The organism is Pseudomonas germanica (assembly GCF_019614655.1).
Classification (GTDB): Bacteria; Pseudomonadota; Gammaproteobacteria; order Pseudomonadales; family Pseudomonadaceae; genus Aquipseudomonas; species Aquipseudomonas neuropathica.
Map to the genome: position 1 here is coordinate 5,122,860 of NZ_CP071586.1, position 15,408 is coordinate 5,138,267.

At 56.6% G+C, this 15,408-nt stretch carries 13 protein-coding genes; 4 read left to right on the forward strand and 9 right to left on the reverse strand.

Translation table 11 applies throughout. The annotated features are described in order from the left end of the window. Nucleotides 1-40: 40 nt before the first annotated feature. Genes tpiA through pyk form a run of 4 tightly spaced genes read right to left on the reverse strand, consistent with a single transcriptional unit; the run spans nucleotide 41 to nucleotide 3,754 of the window. On the reverse strand, nucleotides 41-823 hold the full coding sequence (tpiA, locus tag J0G10_RS22635) for a triose-phosphate isomerase (protein WP_220556767.1): 783 nt from the start codon (nucleotides 821-823) through the stop codon (nucleotides 41-43). Nucleotides 824-826: 3 nt separating this feature from the next. Beyond that, entirely contained in the window at nucleotides 827-2,128 is a 1,302-nt protein-coding gene (gene eno / locus J0G10_RS22640) for a phosphopyruvate hydratase (RefSeq protein WP_220556768.1), read from the reverse strand. After that, nucleotides 2,121-2,291: a hypothetical protein gene (locus tag J0G10_RS22645; RefSeq protein ID WP_220556769.1), complete on the reverse strand. Its 171-nt coding sequence runs from the start codon at nucleotides 2,289-2,291 to the stop codon at nucleotides 2,121-2,123. The genes eno and J0G10_RS22645 overlap by 8 nt, the downstream gene beginning before the upstream one ends. Before the next feature lie 14 nt (nucleotides 2,292-2,305). Beyond that, nucleotides 2,306-3,754, reverse strand: coding sequence for a pyruvate kinase (pyk, locus tag J0G10_RS22650; RefSeq protein WP_220556770.1), 1,449 nt, complete (start codon nucleotides 3,752-3,754; stop codon nucleotides 2,306-2,308). Nucleotides 3,755-4,070: 316 nt separating this feature from the next. Between pyk and J0G10_RS22655 the strand changes: the two genes are divergently transcribed. The 3 genes from J0G10_RS22655 to otnC all read left to right on the forward strand — a co-directional run bounded on the left by J0G10_RS22655 (nucleotide 4,071) and on the right by otnC (nucleotide 7,412). Continuing rightward, on the forward strand, nucleotides 4,071-5,693 hold the full coding sequence (locus J0G10_RS22655) for a methyl-accepting chemotaxis protein (RefSeq protein WP_220556771.1): 1,623 nt from the start codon (nucleotides 4,071-4,073) through the stop codon (nucleotides 5,691-5,693). A 122-nt stretch (nucleotides 5,694-5,815) separates the two neighbouring features. Further along, on the forward strand, nucleotides 5,816-6,799 hold the full coding sequence (locus tag J0G10_RS22660; protein ID WP_245397996.1) for a GntR family transcriptional regulator: 984 nt from the start codon (nucleotides 5,816-5,818) through the stop codon (nucleotides 6,797-6,799). Beyond that, a complete protein-coding gene (otnC, locus tag J0G10_RS22665) occupies nucleotides 6,774-7,412 on the forward strand; it encodes a 3-oxo-tetronate 4-phosphate decarboxylase (protein ID WP_220556772.1) in 639 nt (212 codons plus the stop codon). Before J0G10_RS22660 ends, otnC begins: the two co-directional genes overlap by 26 nt. A 64-nt stretch (nucleotides 7,413-7,476) precedes the next feature. On the opposite strand, the gene acnA is transcribed toward otnC, so the two are convergent. Then, the gene (acnA, locus tag J0G10_RS22670) at nucleotides 7,477-10,161 is read right to left on the reverse strand and encodes an aconitate hydratase AcnA (protein ID WP_220556773.1); all 2,685 of its coding nucleotides are present in this window, start codon (nucleotides 10,159-10,161) and stop codon (nucleotides 7,477-7,479) included. Between the two features lie 213 nt (nucleotides 10,162-10,374). Here acnA and J0G10_RS22675 point away from each other — a divergent pair, with 213 nt between their 5' ends. Further along, nucleotides 10,375-11,115: an ABC transporter substrate-binding protein gene (locus J0G10_RS22675; RefSeq protein ID WP_220556774.1), complete on the forward strand. Its 741-nt coding sequence runs from the start codon at nucleotides 10,375-10,377 to the stop codon at nucleotides 11,113-11,115. Between the two features lie 37 nt (nucleotides 11,116-11,152). Here the strand turns inward: J0G10_RS22675 and J0G10_RS22680 are convergent, their stop codons facing one another. The 4 genes from J0G10_RS22680 to J0G10_RS22695 form a co-directional block, all read right to left on the reverse strand. Then, entirely contained in the window at nucleotides 11,153-12,193 is a 1,041-nt protein-coding gene (locus tag J0G10_RS22680; RefSeq protein ID WP_220556775.1) for an AbrB family transcriptional regulator, read from the reverse strand. After that, on the reverse strand, nucleotides 12,190-13,254 hold the full coding sequence (locus tag J0G10_RS22685; protein WP_220556776.1) for a lactonase family protein: 1,065 nt from the start codon (nucleotides 13,252-13,254) through the stop codon (nucleotides 12,190-12,192). The genes J0G10_RS22680 and J0G10_RS22685 overlap by 4 nt, the downstream gene beginning before the upstream one ends. A gap of 42 nt (nucleotides 13,255-13,296) precedes the next feature. Beyond that, nucleotides 13,297-14,178 (reverse strand): LysR family transcriptional regulator, encoded by an 882-nt coding sequence (locus tag J0G10_RS22690; RefSeq protein WP_220556777.1) that lies wholly within the window; start codon nucleotides 14,176-14,178, stop codon nucleotides 13,297-13,299. Between the two features lie 116 nt (nucleotides 14,179-14,294). Next, nucleotides 14,295-15,365, reverse strand: a complete 1,071-nt coding sequence (locus J0G10_RS22695) for an isocitrate/isopropylmalate dehydrogenase family protein (protein ID WP_220556778.1) — start codon at nucleotides 15,363-15,365, stop codon at nucleotides 14,295-14,297. Nucleotides 15,366-15,408 lie beyond the last annotated feature (43 nt).

The following is a 15,408-nucleotide window of genomic DNA, read 5'->3' on the forward strand; positions in this document are numbered from 1 at the left end:
CCGCGCCTACACATTTAAAAGATTTCAAATCGCGCAAGGATCAACTCGTCGGCTTAACCTGGGCGGCACTGCAGATGGCAGCAAAGGACATCGCATCCAGGGATGCACCGCCGATCAAGCCGCCGTCTATATCGGGCTGACTGAACAATTGCTCTGCATTGTCGGCCTTCACACTTCCACCGTACAAAATCCTGCAATCAGCAGCAGCGGCGCGGTGCTGGCTAGCCAACCACTGTCGGATATGCCGATGCACCGCTTGTGCTTGTTCAGGGGTTGCCGTTTCGCCTGTACCAATGGCCCAGACCGGTTCGTAGGCAATCACGCCCTTGACCAGATCATTGAAACCCACAGCGTTCAGTACTGCATTTAACTGTGCAGTGACGATGGCTTGCGTTTCACCGCTTTGACGTTGAACCAGGGTTTCGCCAACGCACAGGACCGGAATGAGCCCGGCTTGTAATGCCGTGGCAAATTTCTTCGCCACACATGCATCATCTTCGCCATACAGCGCCCGACGCTCGGAGTGCCCGACCAGCACGAAGCGACAACCGATATCACGGAGCATGGTCCCGCCGACTTCACCTGTATAAGCCCCTGTCAGCTCGGTGCTGAGATTCTGGGCGCCCAGCGCAACGTCCGAATCATCGAGCAGATCCGCGACGGTACTGAGATAGGGAAACGGTGGGCACAGCGCAACTTCAACACCTTCAAGACTCGAAATCACCGGCAGCAAACTACGCAACAACCCTGCGTTGGCAGCGCTACTGCCATTCATTTTCCAATTGCCGATCACCAGTTGTTTCTTGTTTGGAGAGGTCTGCATGATTCAGGCGTTCCTCTGCAAAAGATCGGAAGTGTTGTATGGCGCACGCTCCTGCAACACCTCTTCAATGCGCAACAGACGGTTATATTTCCCAACTCGGTCGGATCGGCTGAGCGAACCTGTCTTGATTTGCCCGGCGCAAGTGGCGACCGCGAGATCGGCAATCGTGGTGTCTTCGGTCTCCCCCGAACGATGGGAGATCACTGCGGTGTAACCGGCATCCTGAGCCATGCGAATGGCATCCAGCGTCTCGCTGAGCGTGCCGATCTGGTTGAACTTGATCAGTATGGAATTACCGATCCCTTTTTGAATGCCCTCGCGCAGGATCTTGGTGTTGGTGACGAACAGATCGTCCCCCACCAGCTGCAGGTGGCCCAGTTTCCGGGTCAAACCTGCCCAGCCGTCCCAATCGCTTTCATCCATCCCGTCTTCAATGGAAATAATCGGGTACTTGGCGCACAGCATTGCCAGGTAATCGGCGAAGCCAGCCGAACTGAACGACTGATCTTCACCAGCAAGCACGTATTGACCGTCCTGGTAAAACTCAGAGGCAGCACAATCGAGTGCCAAAGTAATGTCCTTGCCCAACTCGTAGCCCGCTCGACTTACCGCTTCTTTGATAACAATCAACGCTTCTTCATTGGTGGCCAGCGAAGGTGCAAATCCCCCCTCATCCCCCACCGCCGTGCTCAATCCCCGCTCCGACAGAACCTTCTTCAGGGCATGGAACACCTCGGCGCCCATGCGCAGTCCTTCACGGAACGACGAAGCGCCGATGGGCTGAATCATGAACTCCTGGATATCGATGTTGTTATCGGCATGCTCACCACCATTGATGATGTTCATCATGGGCACCGGCATGCTGAACTGGCCCGGCGAGCCGTATAGCGCCGCCAGATGCTCGTACAAAGGAATATTCTGGAACTGGGCGGCAGCTTTTGCCGTCGCCAATGAAACGGCAAGAATCGCATTGGCGCCCAAGACGCTCTTACTCTCACTGCCATCCAGGGCGATCATGGCATCGTCGATCTCGCGCTGGTTTAAAGCATCCAATCCGATCAGGCATTCACGAATCGGATTGTTCACGTTCTCGACCGCCCGCATTACACCTTTGCCCATGTAACGCGATTCGTTGTCTCGTAACTCAAGCGCTTCCCGTGAACCGGTCGAAGCTCCCGAGGGGACGCTGGCGGTAGCACTGACTCCATTCATGAGTGTCACCACGGCTTCGACTGTCGGGTTCCCTCGCGAGTCCAGTATCTCCCGGGCATTGATGTGTTGAATCAGGCTGTTTTTATTAAGCATGGTTTTCCCCATTCGGAAGTTTCGGCGCTGGCGTGCTGTCGCCCTGCAACTTCATCAATTCCTGCTGCTCCGCGTACTGCTCACGAAAATCGAAGTCTCTTGGCCAGGTGTCACGATCGCGGTGATGCACCCCGTCGTGGTCCGTTGAATTGATCGCATTCATCAAGGCTTCCTCACTCAGCGAATGGTTTCACCGACGCAGACGACGCGAAGGGAGTTAGTGCCACCCTGGGCGTTAAGGTAGTCGCCCTTGGTAATCAACACGTGATCGCCAGCCTTGACCACGCCGCGCCGGGTCAATTGCTCCACGGCTTTTTCATTCACCAACTCAGGGGCGTAATCATCGCTGTCGAATGGAATGGTGGTGACTCCACGAAAGAGCGTGACCCGATTCTGCGTAGCCAGATTGCGAGAGAATGCGAAAATCGGCAGGTGTGAGCGGATACGCGACATCAAACGTGGCGTATCACCGCTTTCCGTCATACAGATAATGGCTTTGACGCCGTGCAAATGGTTCGCGGCATACATCGCCGACATGGCGATGGATTCGTCGATCTTGTGGAACACCTGATCGACACGGTGCTTGGAACGGTGGGACTGCGGGTGTTTTTCGGCACCGATAATGATCCGATGCATGGCCTCGACCGTCTCGATCGGATAGGCCCCTGCTGCGGTTTCCGCCGAGAGCATCACCGCATCGGTACCATCGAGTACCGCATTGGCTACGTCGAATACTTCAGCACGAGTCGGCATCGACTGAGTGATCATCGACTCCATCATTTGCGTCGCCGTGATCACGATCCGATTCAATGTGCGAGCACGGTCGATAATCAGTTTCTGTACCGCCACCAATTCCGCGTCGCCAATCTCCACGCCCAAATCGCCACGGGCGACCATGACACCTTCCGACGCTTCGATGATCGCATCCAGAACACGCAAGTCATTGACGGTTTCGGCGCGCTCGATCTTAGCGATCAAACCTGCCTGCCCTCCCGCCTCATGCAGCAATCGACGCGCCTGCTCCATATCCGAAGCGTCCCGTGGGAACGATACGGCCAGGTAGTCAACCTGCATCTGTGCGGCAGTCTTGATATCGGCGAAATCCTTCTCGGTCAGCGCCGATGCAGACAGCCCACCGCCTTTGCGGTTGATCCCTTTATTGTTCGAGAGAGGCCCGCTGACCAGGACTTCGCAGACCAATTGGGTCGCCTCGACACTCAAGACCTTGAGCTCGATTCGTCCATCATCGAGCAGCAGGATGTCGTTTGGACGGCTGTCGGTAATCAACGCTTCGTAATCAATGCCGACTCGCTGCTTGTCGCCTGCATTCTTGTCCAGAGAAGCGTCGAGCACGAACTGCTGCCCCTTTTCGAGGATCACTTTCCCCTCCAAAAAACGGGCAATTCGGATTTTCGGACCTTGCAAGTCTGCCAACACCGCCACGAAGCGGCCGTGCTTGGCCGCCAACTCACGAACCAATCTGGCACGGGCAATGTGATCCTCAGCACTGCCATGGGAAAAATTCAGACGCACGACATCCACGCCCGCCGTAACCAAGCCCTCTATGGCTTCGACCGACTCTGTTGCTGGCCCCAACGTGGCCACAATTTTGGTTCTGCGCTGCATGACAGATGGTTCCTCGAACAGGGTTTTATTATTGAACGCTAAGGAAAATCCGGCTTTGGCCGATGAATATTCACATGCAAATATTCAATCTAACGAAAACGATCAGCGATGCTCGCGGCCGCGTAAGGAGCCCACTCGATCTAGTCAAGTCCGGCACATAAAGACCAACAGCCCGAAACCAAGATCAATCGCCTCGGAAAATCGCTAAAAAATATTGGCACATTGACACATCAAAATGCAATGCTATTTTAATCAGCATAAATACACGCATCCGGCTAAGACTCGGATCGCGCCACTCTGATGAAGGACACCGCTCATGCTCCCAAGACATCTCTCAATCGCCGGTCGAATGTTGCTCGGGTTCGTCATCATTGCCGCGCTGAGCGTCGCGTTAGGGGTATTCGCCTTGAGACAAATTGATGAGGTGCAGGACCAATCGGTCCAGATCAAGGACAACTGGCTGCAGCGGGTTCGCGCATTAGGGGCGGCGAACGCTGCGTTGAACCGCTACCGAATGGGATCAATGCAGCACATCCTTTCGGTCAGCGATAAAGATATGCAGTCCTACGAGGAGAAGACCGCAGGTCGCCTGCAGCAAGTTCGTGAGCAGATGCAGCGCTACGGACAGCTGCTGGTCAGCGACGAAGAAAAAGATCGCTTGAATACCTTTAATGCCAGCCTTGAGGTTTATGCAAAAAACCACCTCGAGTTGCTCAAGCTTTCTCGTCAAGGAGATAAGACAGGAGCCAGGGCATTTCTGATGACCATCAGGGACTCGTACGATCAGATGACCAAGAACTTCGACGACCTGATTGAACGCTCGAACCAAGGCGCGGAAACAGCAGGCAATCATTCAGAAGAGGCTTACCAAAGTGCTGTCAGAGGAGTGGTGCTGGTGATCATCCTGGTCGGCATTGGCACCATCCTGGTGGCATGGCTGCTGACCCGCAGTATCACCGCACCACTGAATGCAGCGGTAAGAGCGGCCAGAACGATTGCCGAGGGAGACTTAAGTAAACCCATCCATCCGACCGGAAATGATGAAACCACCCGTCTGCTCGAATCCCTGGCAACCATGCAGGACAACCTGATCAAAACCCTGGGTCGAATTTCCGGTTCATCGAACCAGCTGACCAGCGCCACAGCCCAGTTGAGCTCCGTCGCAGAGGCATCAGGCCAGGATATTTACCAACAACACGCAGAAATCGAACAGGCAGCCACGGCGGTCAATGAAATGACCGCCGCTATTGAAGAGGTAGCCCGTAATGCGCTGTCCACTTCAGAGCTGTCGGTGGCGTCCCGGGACATAGCCCTTCGCGGCCAACAACGGATGGTGGAAACCCTTGGTGCGATCGAAACGCTTACCCGGGATGTACAAACCAGTTCAAGACAAGTGAAAGACCTGGCAGACCAGGCACAAGGCATTGGCAAGGTGCTGGACGTGATTCGCACAATCGCCGAACAAACCAATCTGTTAGCACTTAACGCTGCCATTGAAGCTGCGCGGGCGGGCGATGCGGGTCGAGGCTTTGCCGTGGTCGCCGACGAGGTCCGCGCACTCGCTCACCGCACTGCTCAGTCCACGCGAGAAATTGAAGACATGATCAAGCGGATCCAGAGCGGAACGGATACTGCCGTGTCGACAATGCTCAGTAGCAGTGAAAACACCCGCCTGACGCTCTCTCTGGCCCAGTCTACCCAAAGTGCCTTGGCAGAAATCGTGGCCGCCAACGATGACATCAACCAACGAAACTTGATGATCACCACAGCAACCGAGGAACAAGCCCATGTGGCGCGGTCGGTCGACCAGAATCTGCTCAATATACGAGAACTGTCTGTGCAATCAGCCTCCGGCTCACAACAGACTACCAGCGCGTCTCAATCCCTTGGTTCACTGGCCCTCGAACTGAATTCCATGGTTCAACACTTCAAGATGTAACGGATGGGCTCATGCAATTTTTTGCATAATTCCACGTTAAAAAGTAGTCATACGTGACAAAACCTGATCGAATCGAGGTACGCCCCATTTGATCTCACAGGCCTGGCCTCGCCGGTTTGTGTTTGTTGCCAACCCATTCGCAAGTGATCACAGATATGGCCTCAAGCGCCCTCGTACAACGAATTGCTGCTGAGATCCGGCAGAAAATCCAGACCGGTGAACTGTTGCTGGGCGCTCACCTAAGCGCACAAAAAGTTGCCGACGAATTCAACGTTTCTCGCTCTCCGGCGCGAGAAGCACTGGTCTTGCTTTCGGAGCAAAACGTTCTTGAGCAGCTGCCCAATCGCGGATTCTTTGTGCTGGAGTCTGTGCAGGCCCCGACTCAGATCCACGACGAAGTACTTCCTCTTGAAGAGCCGGACGAATACTACCGACTCTCAGAAGACTGGCTGAACAACGCAATCCCCAGCGAAGTGACGGAGCAGTTCCTGCGCACTCGCTATGACCTCACCAAAGCCCAGGTCATCGACATCCTCAATCGCGCGGCCAAAGTCGGGTGGGCTGAGCCGAAACCAGGTTATGGCTGGCGTTTTCTGGATGTGGCGAAGACTCCGGAAACCCTCGAACAAATCTACAAGGTGCGTTCGCTGATCGAGCCAGCGGCACTGCTTGAGCCGACTTACCTGCACGATCTGGCCAAGCTCCGACGCTTGAAAAAAGAGCAGCAGGACATGCTCGACGGCGGCATCGATAGCTTGCCGGCAGATGTCCTCCTCAAGAATGGCATTCGCTTCCACGAGGAGTTCATCAAGCTCTCCGGAAACCCGCTGTATCACATGATCCTGGTGCAGATGAACAACATGCGGAGGCTGATCGAATACCGCTCGATGATCGACCGCAAGCGCCTCTACAAGCAATGCGCCGAACACATTCGGATGATCGAGTTAGTGGAGCAAGGCCTTAACCTGGAAGCCGCGCATTTGATGAAGCAGCACCTGAGCGGCTCCTTTGCTCATAAATCCCCGATCTTGAAACTGCGATCGGAGTCCACTGAAGCATCACCTGTTGGGAGAGAAGACGTTGAACACCGAAGCACAACTACGTGAAGAAATTTGCGTCGTCGGGAAAAGCCTCTATGAGCGCGGCTATACCGTCGGCAGCGCGGGGAATATTAGTGCGCGCCTGGAAGACGGTTGGTTGATCACCCCTACCGATGCCTGCCTGGGAAGACTGCGACCCGAAGAGATAGCCAAAGTCAGCAAAGACGGCACTTGGGTCTCCGGCAGTAAGCCTTCCAAAACCCTAGAGCTGCACCGCCAGGTCTACGACCGCAACCCCGACGTGAACGGCGTCGTCCATACGCATTCGACCTCACTCGTAGCGCTGACGCTTGCCGGTGTCTGGGATAAAGACGACATCCTTCCACCGCTGACCCCTTATCAAGTCATGAAGGTTGGCCACATCCCGTTGATCGCTTACCAGCGTCCAGGCTCACCCGATGTAGCCGCACAGGTTGCGCGCTTAGCTAACACCGTACGGGGTGTCATGCTTGAGCGACTAGGCCCGGTGGTTTGGGAAAGTTCGGTCTCGAAAGCAAGCTTCGCCCTGGAAGAGCTGGAGGAAACGGCGAAGCTGTGGATCATGAGCAATCCCAAGCCCGCACCGCTAGGTGAAGAGGCGATTGAAGACCTGCGACGAGTCTTTGCCGTCAAGTGGTAACTCCCACCTGTCAACGCGGCCTTCAAACACTGACCAGAGCAGTGTTTCAAGACCGCTATAGGTTTTAAACCGCTGCCTGCGCAACGACCTTGCGCACGACATACGGCAGAATCCCGCCCGCCTTCAAGTACAGAATTTCCTGCTGGGAATCCAGTTGTAGGACCAACGACGCCGAAGTCTGTCTTCCGTCAGCGCGATTGATCGTCAGGGTCACCGGATTCGCGCCCACCCGCAACGCGTCCAGCCCGCCGAACTCCAGCAATTCATCGCCCCTCAGCTGCAAACTCGTGACATTGACGGCCTCTGCAAACGTAATAGGCAAGATCCCCATACCAATAAGGTTGCTGCGATGGATGCGCTCAAAACTCTGGGCGATGACAGCTTTGACACCCAGCGTGGCTTGCGCCTTGGCGGCCCAGTCACGACTGGAACCTGCCCCGTAGTTGAACCCGGCAAAGATCACCAGAGGGACATCCCTGGCGACATAGCTCAGCGCCGCGTCGTACACCCGTTGTACAGAACCGTCGTAAGCCAGGGCAAATCCCCCCTCCCCTGGTTGCTGCTCCAGCAGCTGATTCCTCACCGCCCGATTGACGAACGCGCCGCGCATCATTACTTCGTGATTGCTGCGGCGAGTCGAGTATTGATTGAGATCCTCGGGGTTTTCGCCACGCTCGATCAACCACTGCCCGGCCTGGCTTTCGAGAGGAATCGCACTGGCAGGCGAGATGTGGTCGGTGGTGACGTTGTCCCCCAGCACCATCAACACCCGCGCACCTTGAATCGACAGCTCGGCGTTAGCCTGGGGTTTGACGTTTTGCAGATAAACAGGTCGGCGCAAATAAGTCGAATTCGGTGCCCAAGGGAACTGCACACTGCCACTGGCCGACAGTGCCTGCCAGTGGTGAGTCCCGTCCCACAGCATCGCGTTGCGCTTGCGGAACAACTCCGGGCGAACGGTCTGGCTGACCAGTGCCTGAATCTGTTCTTCGGTCGGCATCAGCTCATGCAGATAAACGTCATTCCCCGCCGCATCTTGCCCCAGTGGCTCGTTCTGGATATCCATGTTGATCGTGCCGGCCAAGGCGTAGGCAACGACCAGCGCCGGCGAAGCCAGGTAACCGACCTGCACGCGCGGATTGACCCGTCCCTCGAAGTTACGATTACCGGACAACACCACCACCGTCTTGAGCCCCTGGTCCGAAAAGCGCTCCATGTGCTCTTCGAGGCTGCCCGAGTTACCGATGCAGGTCATGCAGCCGAACCCGGCCAAGTCAAAACCCAAGGCCGAGAAGGCGCTCAGCAAGCCCGCTTTCTCTAGGTAATCGGCCACCACCCGCGAGCCTGGCGATAGCGAAGTCTTGACCCACGGCTTGCTGCGTAAACCACGCCGCTGGGCGTTACGAGCCAGCAATCCAGCCTGGATCATCTGGCTTGGATTGGCGGTGTTGGTGCAACTGGTGATCGCGGCCAGAGAGATGGCGCCATGAGTCAATGCCTGACCGAACGAAGGCTCGAAGTACTCGGCGTCATGGTCCGAGGAGCGGGCAATTACGCCCTCCCGCTCACCCAGGATGTCTTGCCGGAAAGAGGGCGCAGCATCCGACAGTTTGCGCCACTGATGGGGCTGATGCGGCCCGGCGACACTGGGCTCGATGACGCCAAGATCCAGCTCGATCAGATCATCGAAGTGCGGCTCTGGCAGTGAGTCGTGGCGCCATAGACCTTGCGCCTCAAGGTAGGATTGAATGCGCGCGATGGTCTCCTCGCTGCGCCCCGTCAGGTGCATGTACTCCATCGTGCTGTCGTCGAACGGGAAGAACACCACCGTGGCACCGTACTCAGGGGCCATGTTCGACAATGTGCCTCGTGCCGCCCAGCCAAGTTTCGACAGGCCGGGGCCGCAGAGTTCCACGAACTTGCCCACCACGCCTTTGGCACGGAGTATCTGGGTGATGCGCAATGCCAAGTCGGTGGCGGTCACCCCGGGTCGCAGCTCATTGCTCAAGCGGATGCCAACGGTTTCAGGAAAGCTGATCGGCACCGGCTCGCCCAGCATGGCTGCCTGCCCCTCCAGACCACCCACGCCCCAGCCCAGCACGCCAATGGCGTTGATCATGGGCGTGTGGCTGTCGGTTGCCACGATGTCGTCAGGATGTAGCAGCGGCTGGCCATCGGCGGTCCGGCTTTCCCAGACCACGGTGGCCAGTGACTCCATGTTGACCTGGTGGATGATTCCGGTGCCAGGTGGCACGACCTTGAAATTCGTCAGGCTCTTTTGTGCCCACTTGATGAATTCGTAACGCTCGGTGTTTCGCCGATAATCGATGTCCAGGTTCTTTTCGACGGCATCCGGCTCGGCGTAGCGCTCGACAATCACGGAGTGATCAATAACCAAAACCGCCGGAATCATCGGATTCATGGTCTGGGGCGCGCCGCCCATTTCAGCCACCATATCCCGCATGCCGGCGAAATCGGCCAGCGCCGGCAGACAGGTAGTGTCGTGGAACATCAACCTGTTGGGATAGAACGGCACTTCGCAGGCGGGTGCGCCGTCCCGTATGCAGGCGATCAATCCATCCAGCGCCGCCGGCGAGCAACGAGCCACATTCTCCAACAGGATACGAATCGAATAGGGCAAGCTTGAGAGTTCGTCTCGGCTCAGTATTTTGTGCAGATCCACGTAGGCGTAACGAATGTCACCCACTTGAAGATGGTTTAAATGACGTGCATCGGCGGCTGAAATCATGGATGTCATTCACTGGTTGAGAGCATGAATAAACGACTCTAAGGGGTCGTTCAATTGGCCCCAGCCTAACCAATGACCGGCCTGAGTAAAATTGAGCGTTGGGCAAGCCTGCGTTCGTCAACGGAGAACGCAGACTTAATGAGCCTGAAATTGTCAGATGCGACGCACTTCCCTACTCTCGGAGTTGATGACATTTTCCCTGGAGACCCTTGTATGCCCATCCCTAGCGCAGAAGCCCTGAATGATCTCGCACCGACTGGCGTGCTCAGAGCCGCCATCAACTTTGGCAACCCGGTGCTTGCACAGCGCAATGCCGAAACAGGACAGCCTCAAGGGGTTTCCGTGAGCCTGGCCGTGGAGCTGGGTAGGCAACTGGGTGTCCCGGTTGAGTTCGTCACGTATGACGCCGCCGGCAAGGTGTTTGAGGCCTTGGCGCAGCAGCAATGGAACGTTGCGTTCCTGGCCATCGAGCCCGTGCGCGAAGCCCAGGTCGCCTTCAGTGAACCGTACGTGATCATCGAAGGCACCTACCTGGTCAAGAACGACTCTGCGTTCCTGAAGATGGAGGATCTGGATCAACCGGGTGTGCGGATCGCCGTCGGCCAGGGTGCGGCTTACGATTTATACCTGAGCCGAACCCAGCAACATGCATCGCTCGTCCGTGCGCCGACCTCAGCAGGCGCGGTAGACCTGTTTCTGGACGAAGGTCTGGACGCGGCGGCGGGTGTACGTCAGCCACTGCTCAAAGTTGCCGAAGCCAACAGCGAGTTGCGCGTGCTTGAGGGATACTTCACCTCGATTCGCCAAGCGATGGGCGTTCCCGTGCAATGCATCGCAGGTGCAGCCTACGTCAGGGCGTTTCTGGAGGAACAGAAAGCCAACGGCTTCGTCCGCAAGGCTCTCGACGACAGCGGTCAGAGCGATGTCACGGTTGCCCCCTTGCAAGGCCATTGACACTTCGCCCATGGTCGGTTGAAACGCAATTGCCCACTCAACGACGAAGGCGTTTCAACCACGCTTTATGCACTGGCTCAGCACACAGCATCACCACCACCAGACGCATGATCTGCATTGCCGTGACAATGCCGACTCCCAGGTTCAGAGCTTCGGCGGTCAGGTACATCTCCGTACTGCTACCCGGCATCATGCCCAATGCCAGCGTCATCACCGGAAAGCCCAGCCAGTAACCGATACCAAGCGCCAGGACCAGGGTGCAGCCGATCATCGCCAGGGTGAACAGTGATACCTTGAGCAGGAAGATCGGTGAAGCTCGGAAGAATTGACGATCAAAATACCCACCGAGGGCGCATCCGATCATTAGCTGGCCGTAATGACTGAGCTGCACGGGCAGCGCAGTTTGTAAATTGAAGCTGGCAGTGAACAAGGCACACAGAGCCATCGGACCAAACATCCAAGGGTTCGGTAATTTGCAGCGCTTCCACATCATCGCAGTCAGCGCTCCGCCTATCAACAGCGGTAGGAGCCAATACCAATCACTCGGCAAACGAGCATGAACCGCCGTCGGAGAGATTCTCGCGGTAAAAAACATCGCGGGCGGCACACAGAGCACAATCAACACCAGACGCACGCTATGAGCCGCGGCGATCTGACTGACGTTGGCCTTGTGCCTGATTCCTGATTGAATCATTTCTGAAAAATTGGCCGGCATGAACGCAAAAAAAGCGGTCGTCAGGTCCATGCCCCGACGCCGCATGAACTCTATGCCGAGCAGTGCGAGACACAGGGTCAGAAACGCCGCAAACAACATCATCGCGAAATGCCCCACGATCTGCTCAAGCACCACAGGCGTGAAGTGCAACCCAATGGATGTCGCGATCATCCACTGGCCAGTCAGACGCCCATAAGGAATCTCCCCCACGCGCCAGCCCAGGCAACGCACCAGGATCACCGCCAACATCGAGCCGATGATCCACGGCAGCGGCCAGTTGAGATAGCTGGCAATCAGAGCCCCGGCAACACCAACGACGGGAGTCGCCCACCACAATCGGACTGAGGTGAAGAAGGTCTTCATGCCCTTTGGCTACCGAAGACTATACACACCGGGCTGCCAGTCTCAATGACCTCACCTGTTGAGGTCAGGGCACCTGTCGTTGGATCAACCCTGAAAACCACGATCGTATCGCTGTCCTCATTGGCGACGTACATGAATTGCCCGCCAGGTGACAATGCAAAAAACCGTGGCGTCCGGCCTTCCGTCGGCGTCGCAGACTTGAAGGTCAGCCAACCCGATTGCGGATCGATGCTGAAGAGAGCAATCGTGTCGCTGCCTCTGTTCGAGGCATACAGGAAGCGTCCAGCCCCATCTACCTCGATCTCGGCCGCCGTGCTGTCGCCAGTAAAGGAATCAGGCAACGCCGAGATCACCTGCTGCGGCTTGAGCTCCCCACTTTGCCTGTCGAAACGATAGGTACCGACAGTCGAATCCAATTCATTGACCGAGTAGACAACCGGCAACCCTGGATGGAAAGCGACGTGGCGTGGGCCCGCGCCTTTACGCGTGGCGACAAACGGGTAGGCTGCAGGCAGCAACTTACCCAATGAGGAGTCGAATCGATAAGTGAAAATCCGATCCAAACCTTTGTCTGGAACAAGCACAAATCTTCCGCTGGGATCAAATGGGTTGAAATGCGGTTTCGGATTCTTTTGCTCCACTCGGTGGGGGCCGACCGGCCCGTTAGTCGACACCTGATCACAGAGTTCACCCAACTCACCTGAAGCGAGGATCGGTAGAACAACGACCGAACCACTGTAGTGATTGCTCACCACGAGAAAACCGCCGTCCGGCGAAATCGCCAGATGAGCAGGATTGTGACCGTGGGTATTTTGACTGTTGAGATAACTCAGTGTGCCGTCGGAGTGAATCCTGAATGCACTGGCCTGATCTGTATCGCCATGGACGCAATACAGAAAATCCTGTCGTTCGCTAATGGCCAGAAACGAGGGGTTAATCAACCCATCAACCAGCTGCACATGGCTCAGACAGCCTGTTTGAGCATCCACGCTGTAAACGTTGAGACCATTTCCACGAGCATTTCTTTCACGAGTGGTACGGCAGCCTACGTAAATAAACATGAACTCACCTCGCAAGGCGAACAGGCGCGTAAACCGCGCCAGTTACGCGGTCAAGTGCGCGACGAACGCACGGGCAGTAGGGGGAAGACCTTCAAATCGTCGAGCGACAATTTGCAACTGACGCTTGGCCCAGGGCTCGGCAAGCATGACAGCCTGCAAATGAAAGGGTCGCAGGTAAGGACGCAACACGTCGCGGGGCAAAATACAGATGCCCAGATTGGTCGAAACCATCCTGCACATGCATTCAAAACTGGAAACACGAACTCGCTGCCTAACCGTTTTGCCTAATAATTCGGCCTGTTCAGTCAGCAGCCGGTGTACCGAACTTTCCACGTGAGGACCGATGAACTCATAGTGCAACGCCTGCTCGAAACTGGCCTGCGCTTGCCCCGCCAGTGGATGGTGCTCAGGAACCGCGATCACCAATTCATCCGTACGATAGGCCAGCGTTTCCAACCCAAGGGAGGGCGTTTGTTCGGCGATGATGCCAACATCCGCGCGGCCATCCGAGACAGCTCGCACAATCGCAGCGCCAACGCGCTCCTCAATGTCGAACTTGATATCGGGATAGGTTTCCAGGAACGAGCCGATGTCCAGGCTCAACTGTTGCGCCAATGCGGATGTAATCGCGTGCAAGCGCACATGGCCTTTGATGCCAGCGCCGTACTCGCTCAGCTCCTGATCCATCCTCTGCAATGTCTCATTGACCTGCAGCGCGTAATGACGAAGTGACTGCCCTGCGGGAGTCAACTCCATGCCACGGGGGTAACGAACGAATAGAGGCGAACCGACCTTCTCTTCAAGCTCGCTGATCCGTTTACTGACCGCGGACGTCGCCAAATGGCAGAGTTGCGACGCCTTAGTCAGGTTCCGCTGCTCCGCCACCGCCATGAAGATTTCCAGGCTGAGCAGATCATGGCGCATGGACCACTGCCTTCTCGAACTCATTGAGCAATTTGAATGTCCCCGACGTTTTCTTGTTATTGATCTCGCAACACTTCGGACAACGGGCGGAATGACCGGCATGCCGCCCGCACCGATCAGCCCAGGATGACCTTGGCAACCGCTTCGCCAAAGGCCTTGGTGCCGAACGAACCACCCAGGTCCGGTGTACGTTGCTCAGGGTTCTTCAGCACGGCATCGACGGCCTTGTCCATTTCCAGACCGGCATCGATCAAGGCCGGTTTGTCATGGTGCTCGCCCATCCATTGCAGCAGCATGCCCACCGAAAGAATCATCGACACCGGGTTGGCTTTGTCCTGGCCGGCAATATCAGGCGCAGAACCGTGCTGGGCCTGGGCGCAACAATGAATATCGCTGGCCATCATCGAACCGGCGAGCCCCAGGCTGCCGGACAACTCGCTCGCCAGGTCGCTGATGATGTCGCCGTAGAAGTTCGTCGCGACCAGCACGTCAAAGCGCTCGGGGTTACGCACCAGGTGAGCTGTCGAGGCATCGACCAGCAGGTCGTCCAGCGCGACTTCAGGGAAGTCCTTGGCCACGTTGCGCACGCATTCCAGGAACAGGCCATCGGTCATGTGGAAGCTGTTGGCCTTGTGAATGGCGGTGACCTTTTTGCCGCGTTTCATGGCCAACTCAAAGGCGCGACGAGCGATGCGCTCACTGCAATGACGGGTGATCTTGCGGGTCGACAGTGCCATGTCAGGCGTTGGCATCACTTCGCCCCAACCGCGGCTCATGTTGCGGTCCGGGTAAAAGCCTTCCGTCGCTTCGCGCATGATGACCAGGTCCATCGTCTTGCCGTCCTTCATGTTCGACGTCAGGAACGGACGGGTACGCGCAGGACGCACGTTGGCATACAGGTCCAGGCCAATACGGAAACCGGCGGAGACGTTACGACCACCCTTCTCCGGCACCGGATAATCGGCGTGGGACTGTGTACCCAGGATGATGCCGTCGTAGCCCTTGGCCTTTTCCAGCACTTCTTCACGCAAGGTGGTGCCGTATTTTTCAAGGCTGGTGAAACCGACGTCGTCGTAATCAAACTCCAGGCCCAAATCGAATTTTCTGTTGACGGCTCGCAGGACCGACATCGACGACTCCACGATTTCCGGACCAATACCATCACCAGGAAGAACCAAAATACGCATCGCACACCCCTTGCTTGTTGTTTGTCTGATTTCTTGGAGCGGC

Bases quoted from the DNA above. Each gene is read 5' to 3' on its own strand.
- eno (WP_220556768.1), bottom strand. From the start codon at position 2,128: ATGCTTAATAAAAACAGCCTGATTCAACACATCAATGCCCGGGAGATA.
- tpiA (WP_220556767.1), bottom strand. From the start codon at position 823: ATGCAGACCTCTCCAAACAAGAAACAACTGGTGATCGGCAATTGGAAA.
- J0G10_RS22655 (WP_220556771.1), top strand. From the start codon at position 4,071: ATGCTCCCAAGACATCTCTCAATCGCCGGTCGAATGTTGCTCGGGTTC.
- acnA (WP_220556773.1), bottom strand. From the start codon at position 10,161: ATGATTTCAGCCGCCGATGCACGTCATTTAAACCATCTTCAAGTGGGT.
- J0G10_RS22680 (WP_220556775.1), bottom strand. From the start codon at position 12,193: ATGAAGACCTTCTTCACCTCAGTCCGATTGTGGTGGGCGACTCCCGTC.
- pyk (WP_220556770.1), bottom strand. From the start codon at position 3,754: ATGCAGCGCAGAACCAAAATTGTGGCCACGTTGGGGCCAGCAACAGAG.
- J0G10_RS22690 (WP_220556777.1), bottom strand. From the start codon at position 14,178: ATGCGCCATGATCTGCTCAGCCTGGAAATCTTCATGGCGGTGGCGGAG.
- J0G10_RS22645 (WP_220556769.1), bottom strand. From the start codon at position 2,291: ATGAATGCGATCAATTCAACGGACCACGACGGGGTGCATCACCGCGAT.
- J0G10_RS22685 (WP_220556776.1), bottom strand. From the start codon at position 13,254: ATGTTTATTTACGTAGGCTGCCGTACCACTCGTGAAAGAAATGCTCGT.
- J0G10_RS22675 (WP_220556774.1), top strand. From the start codon at position 10,375: ATGCCCATCCCTAGCGCAGAAGCCCTGAATGATCTCGCACCGACTGGC.
- J0G10_RS22695 (WP_220556778.1), bottom strand. From the start codon at position 15,365: ATGCGTATTTTGGTTCTTCCTGGTGATGGTATTGGTCCGGAAATCGTG.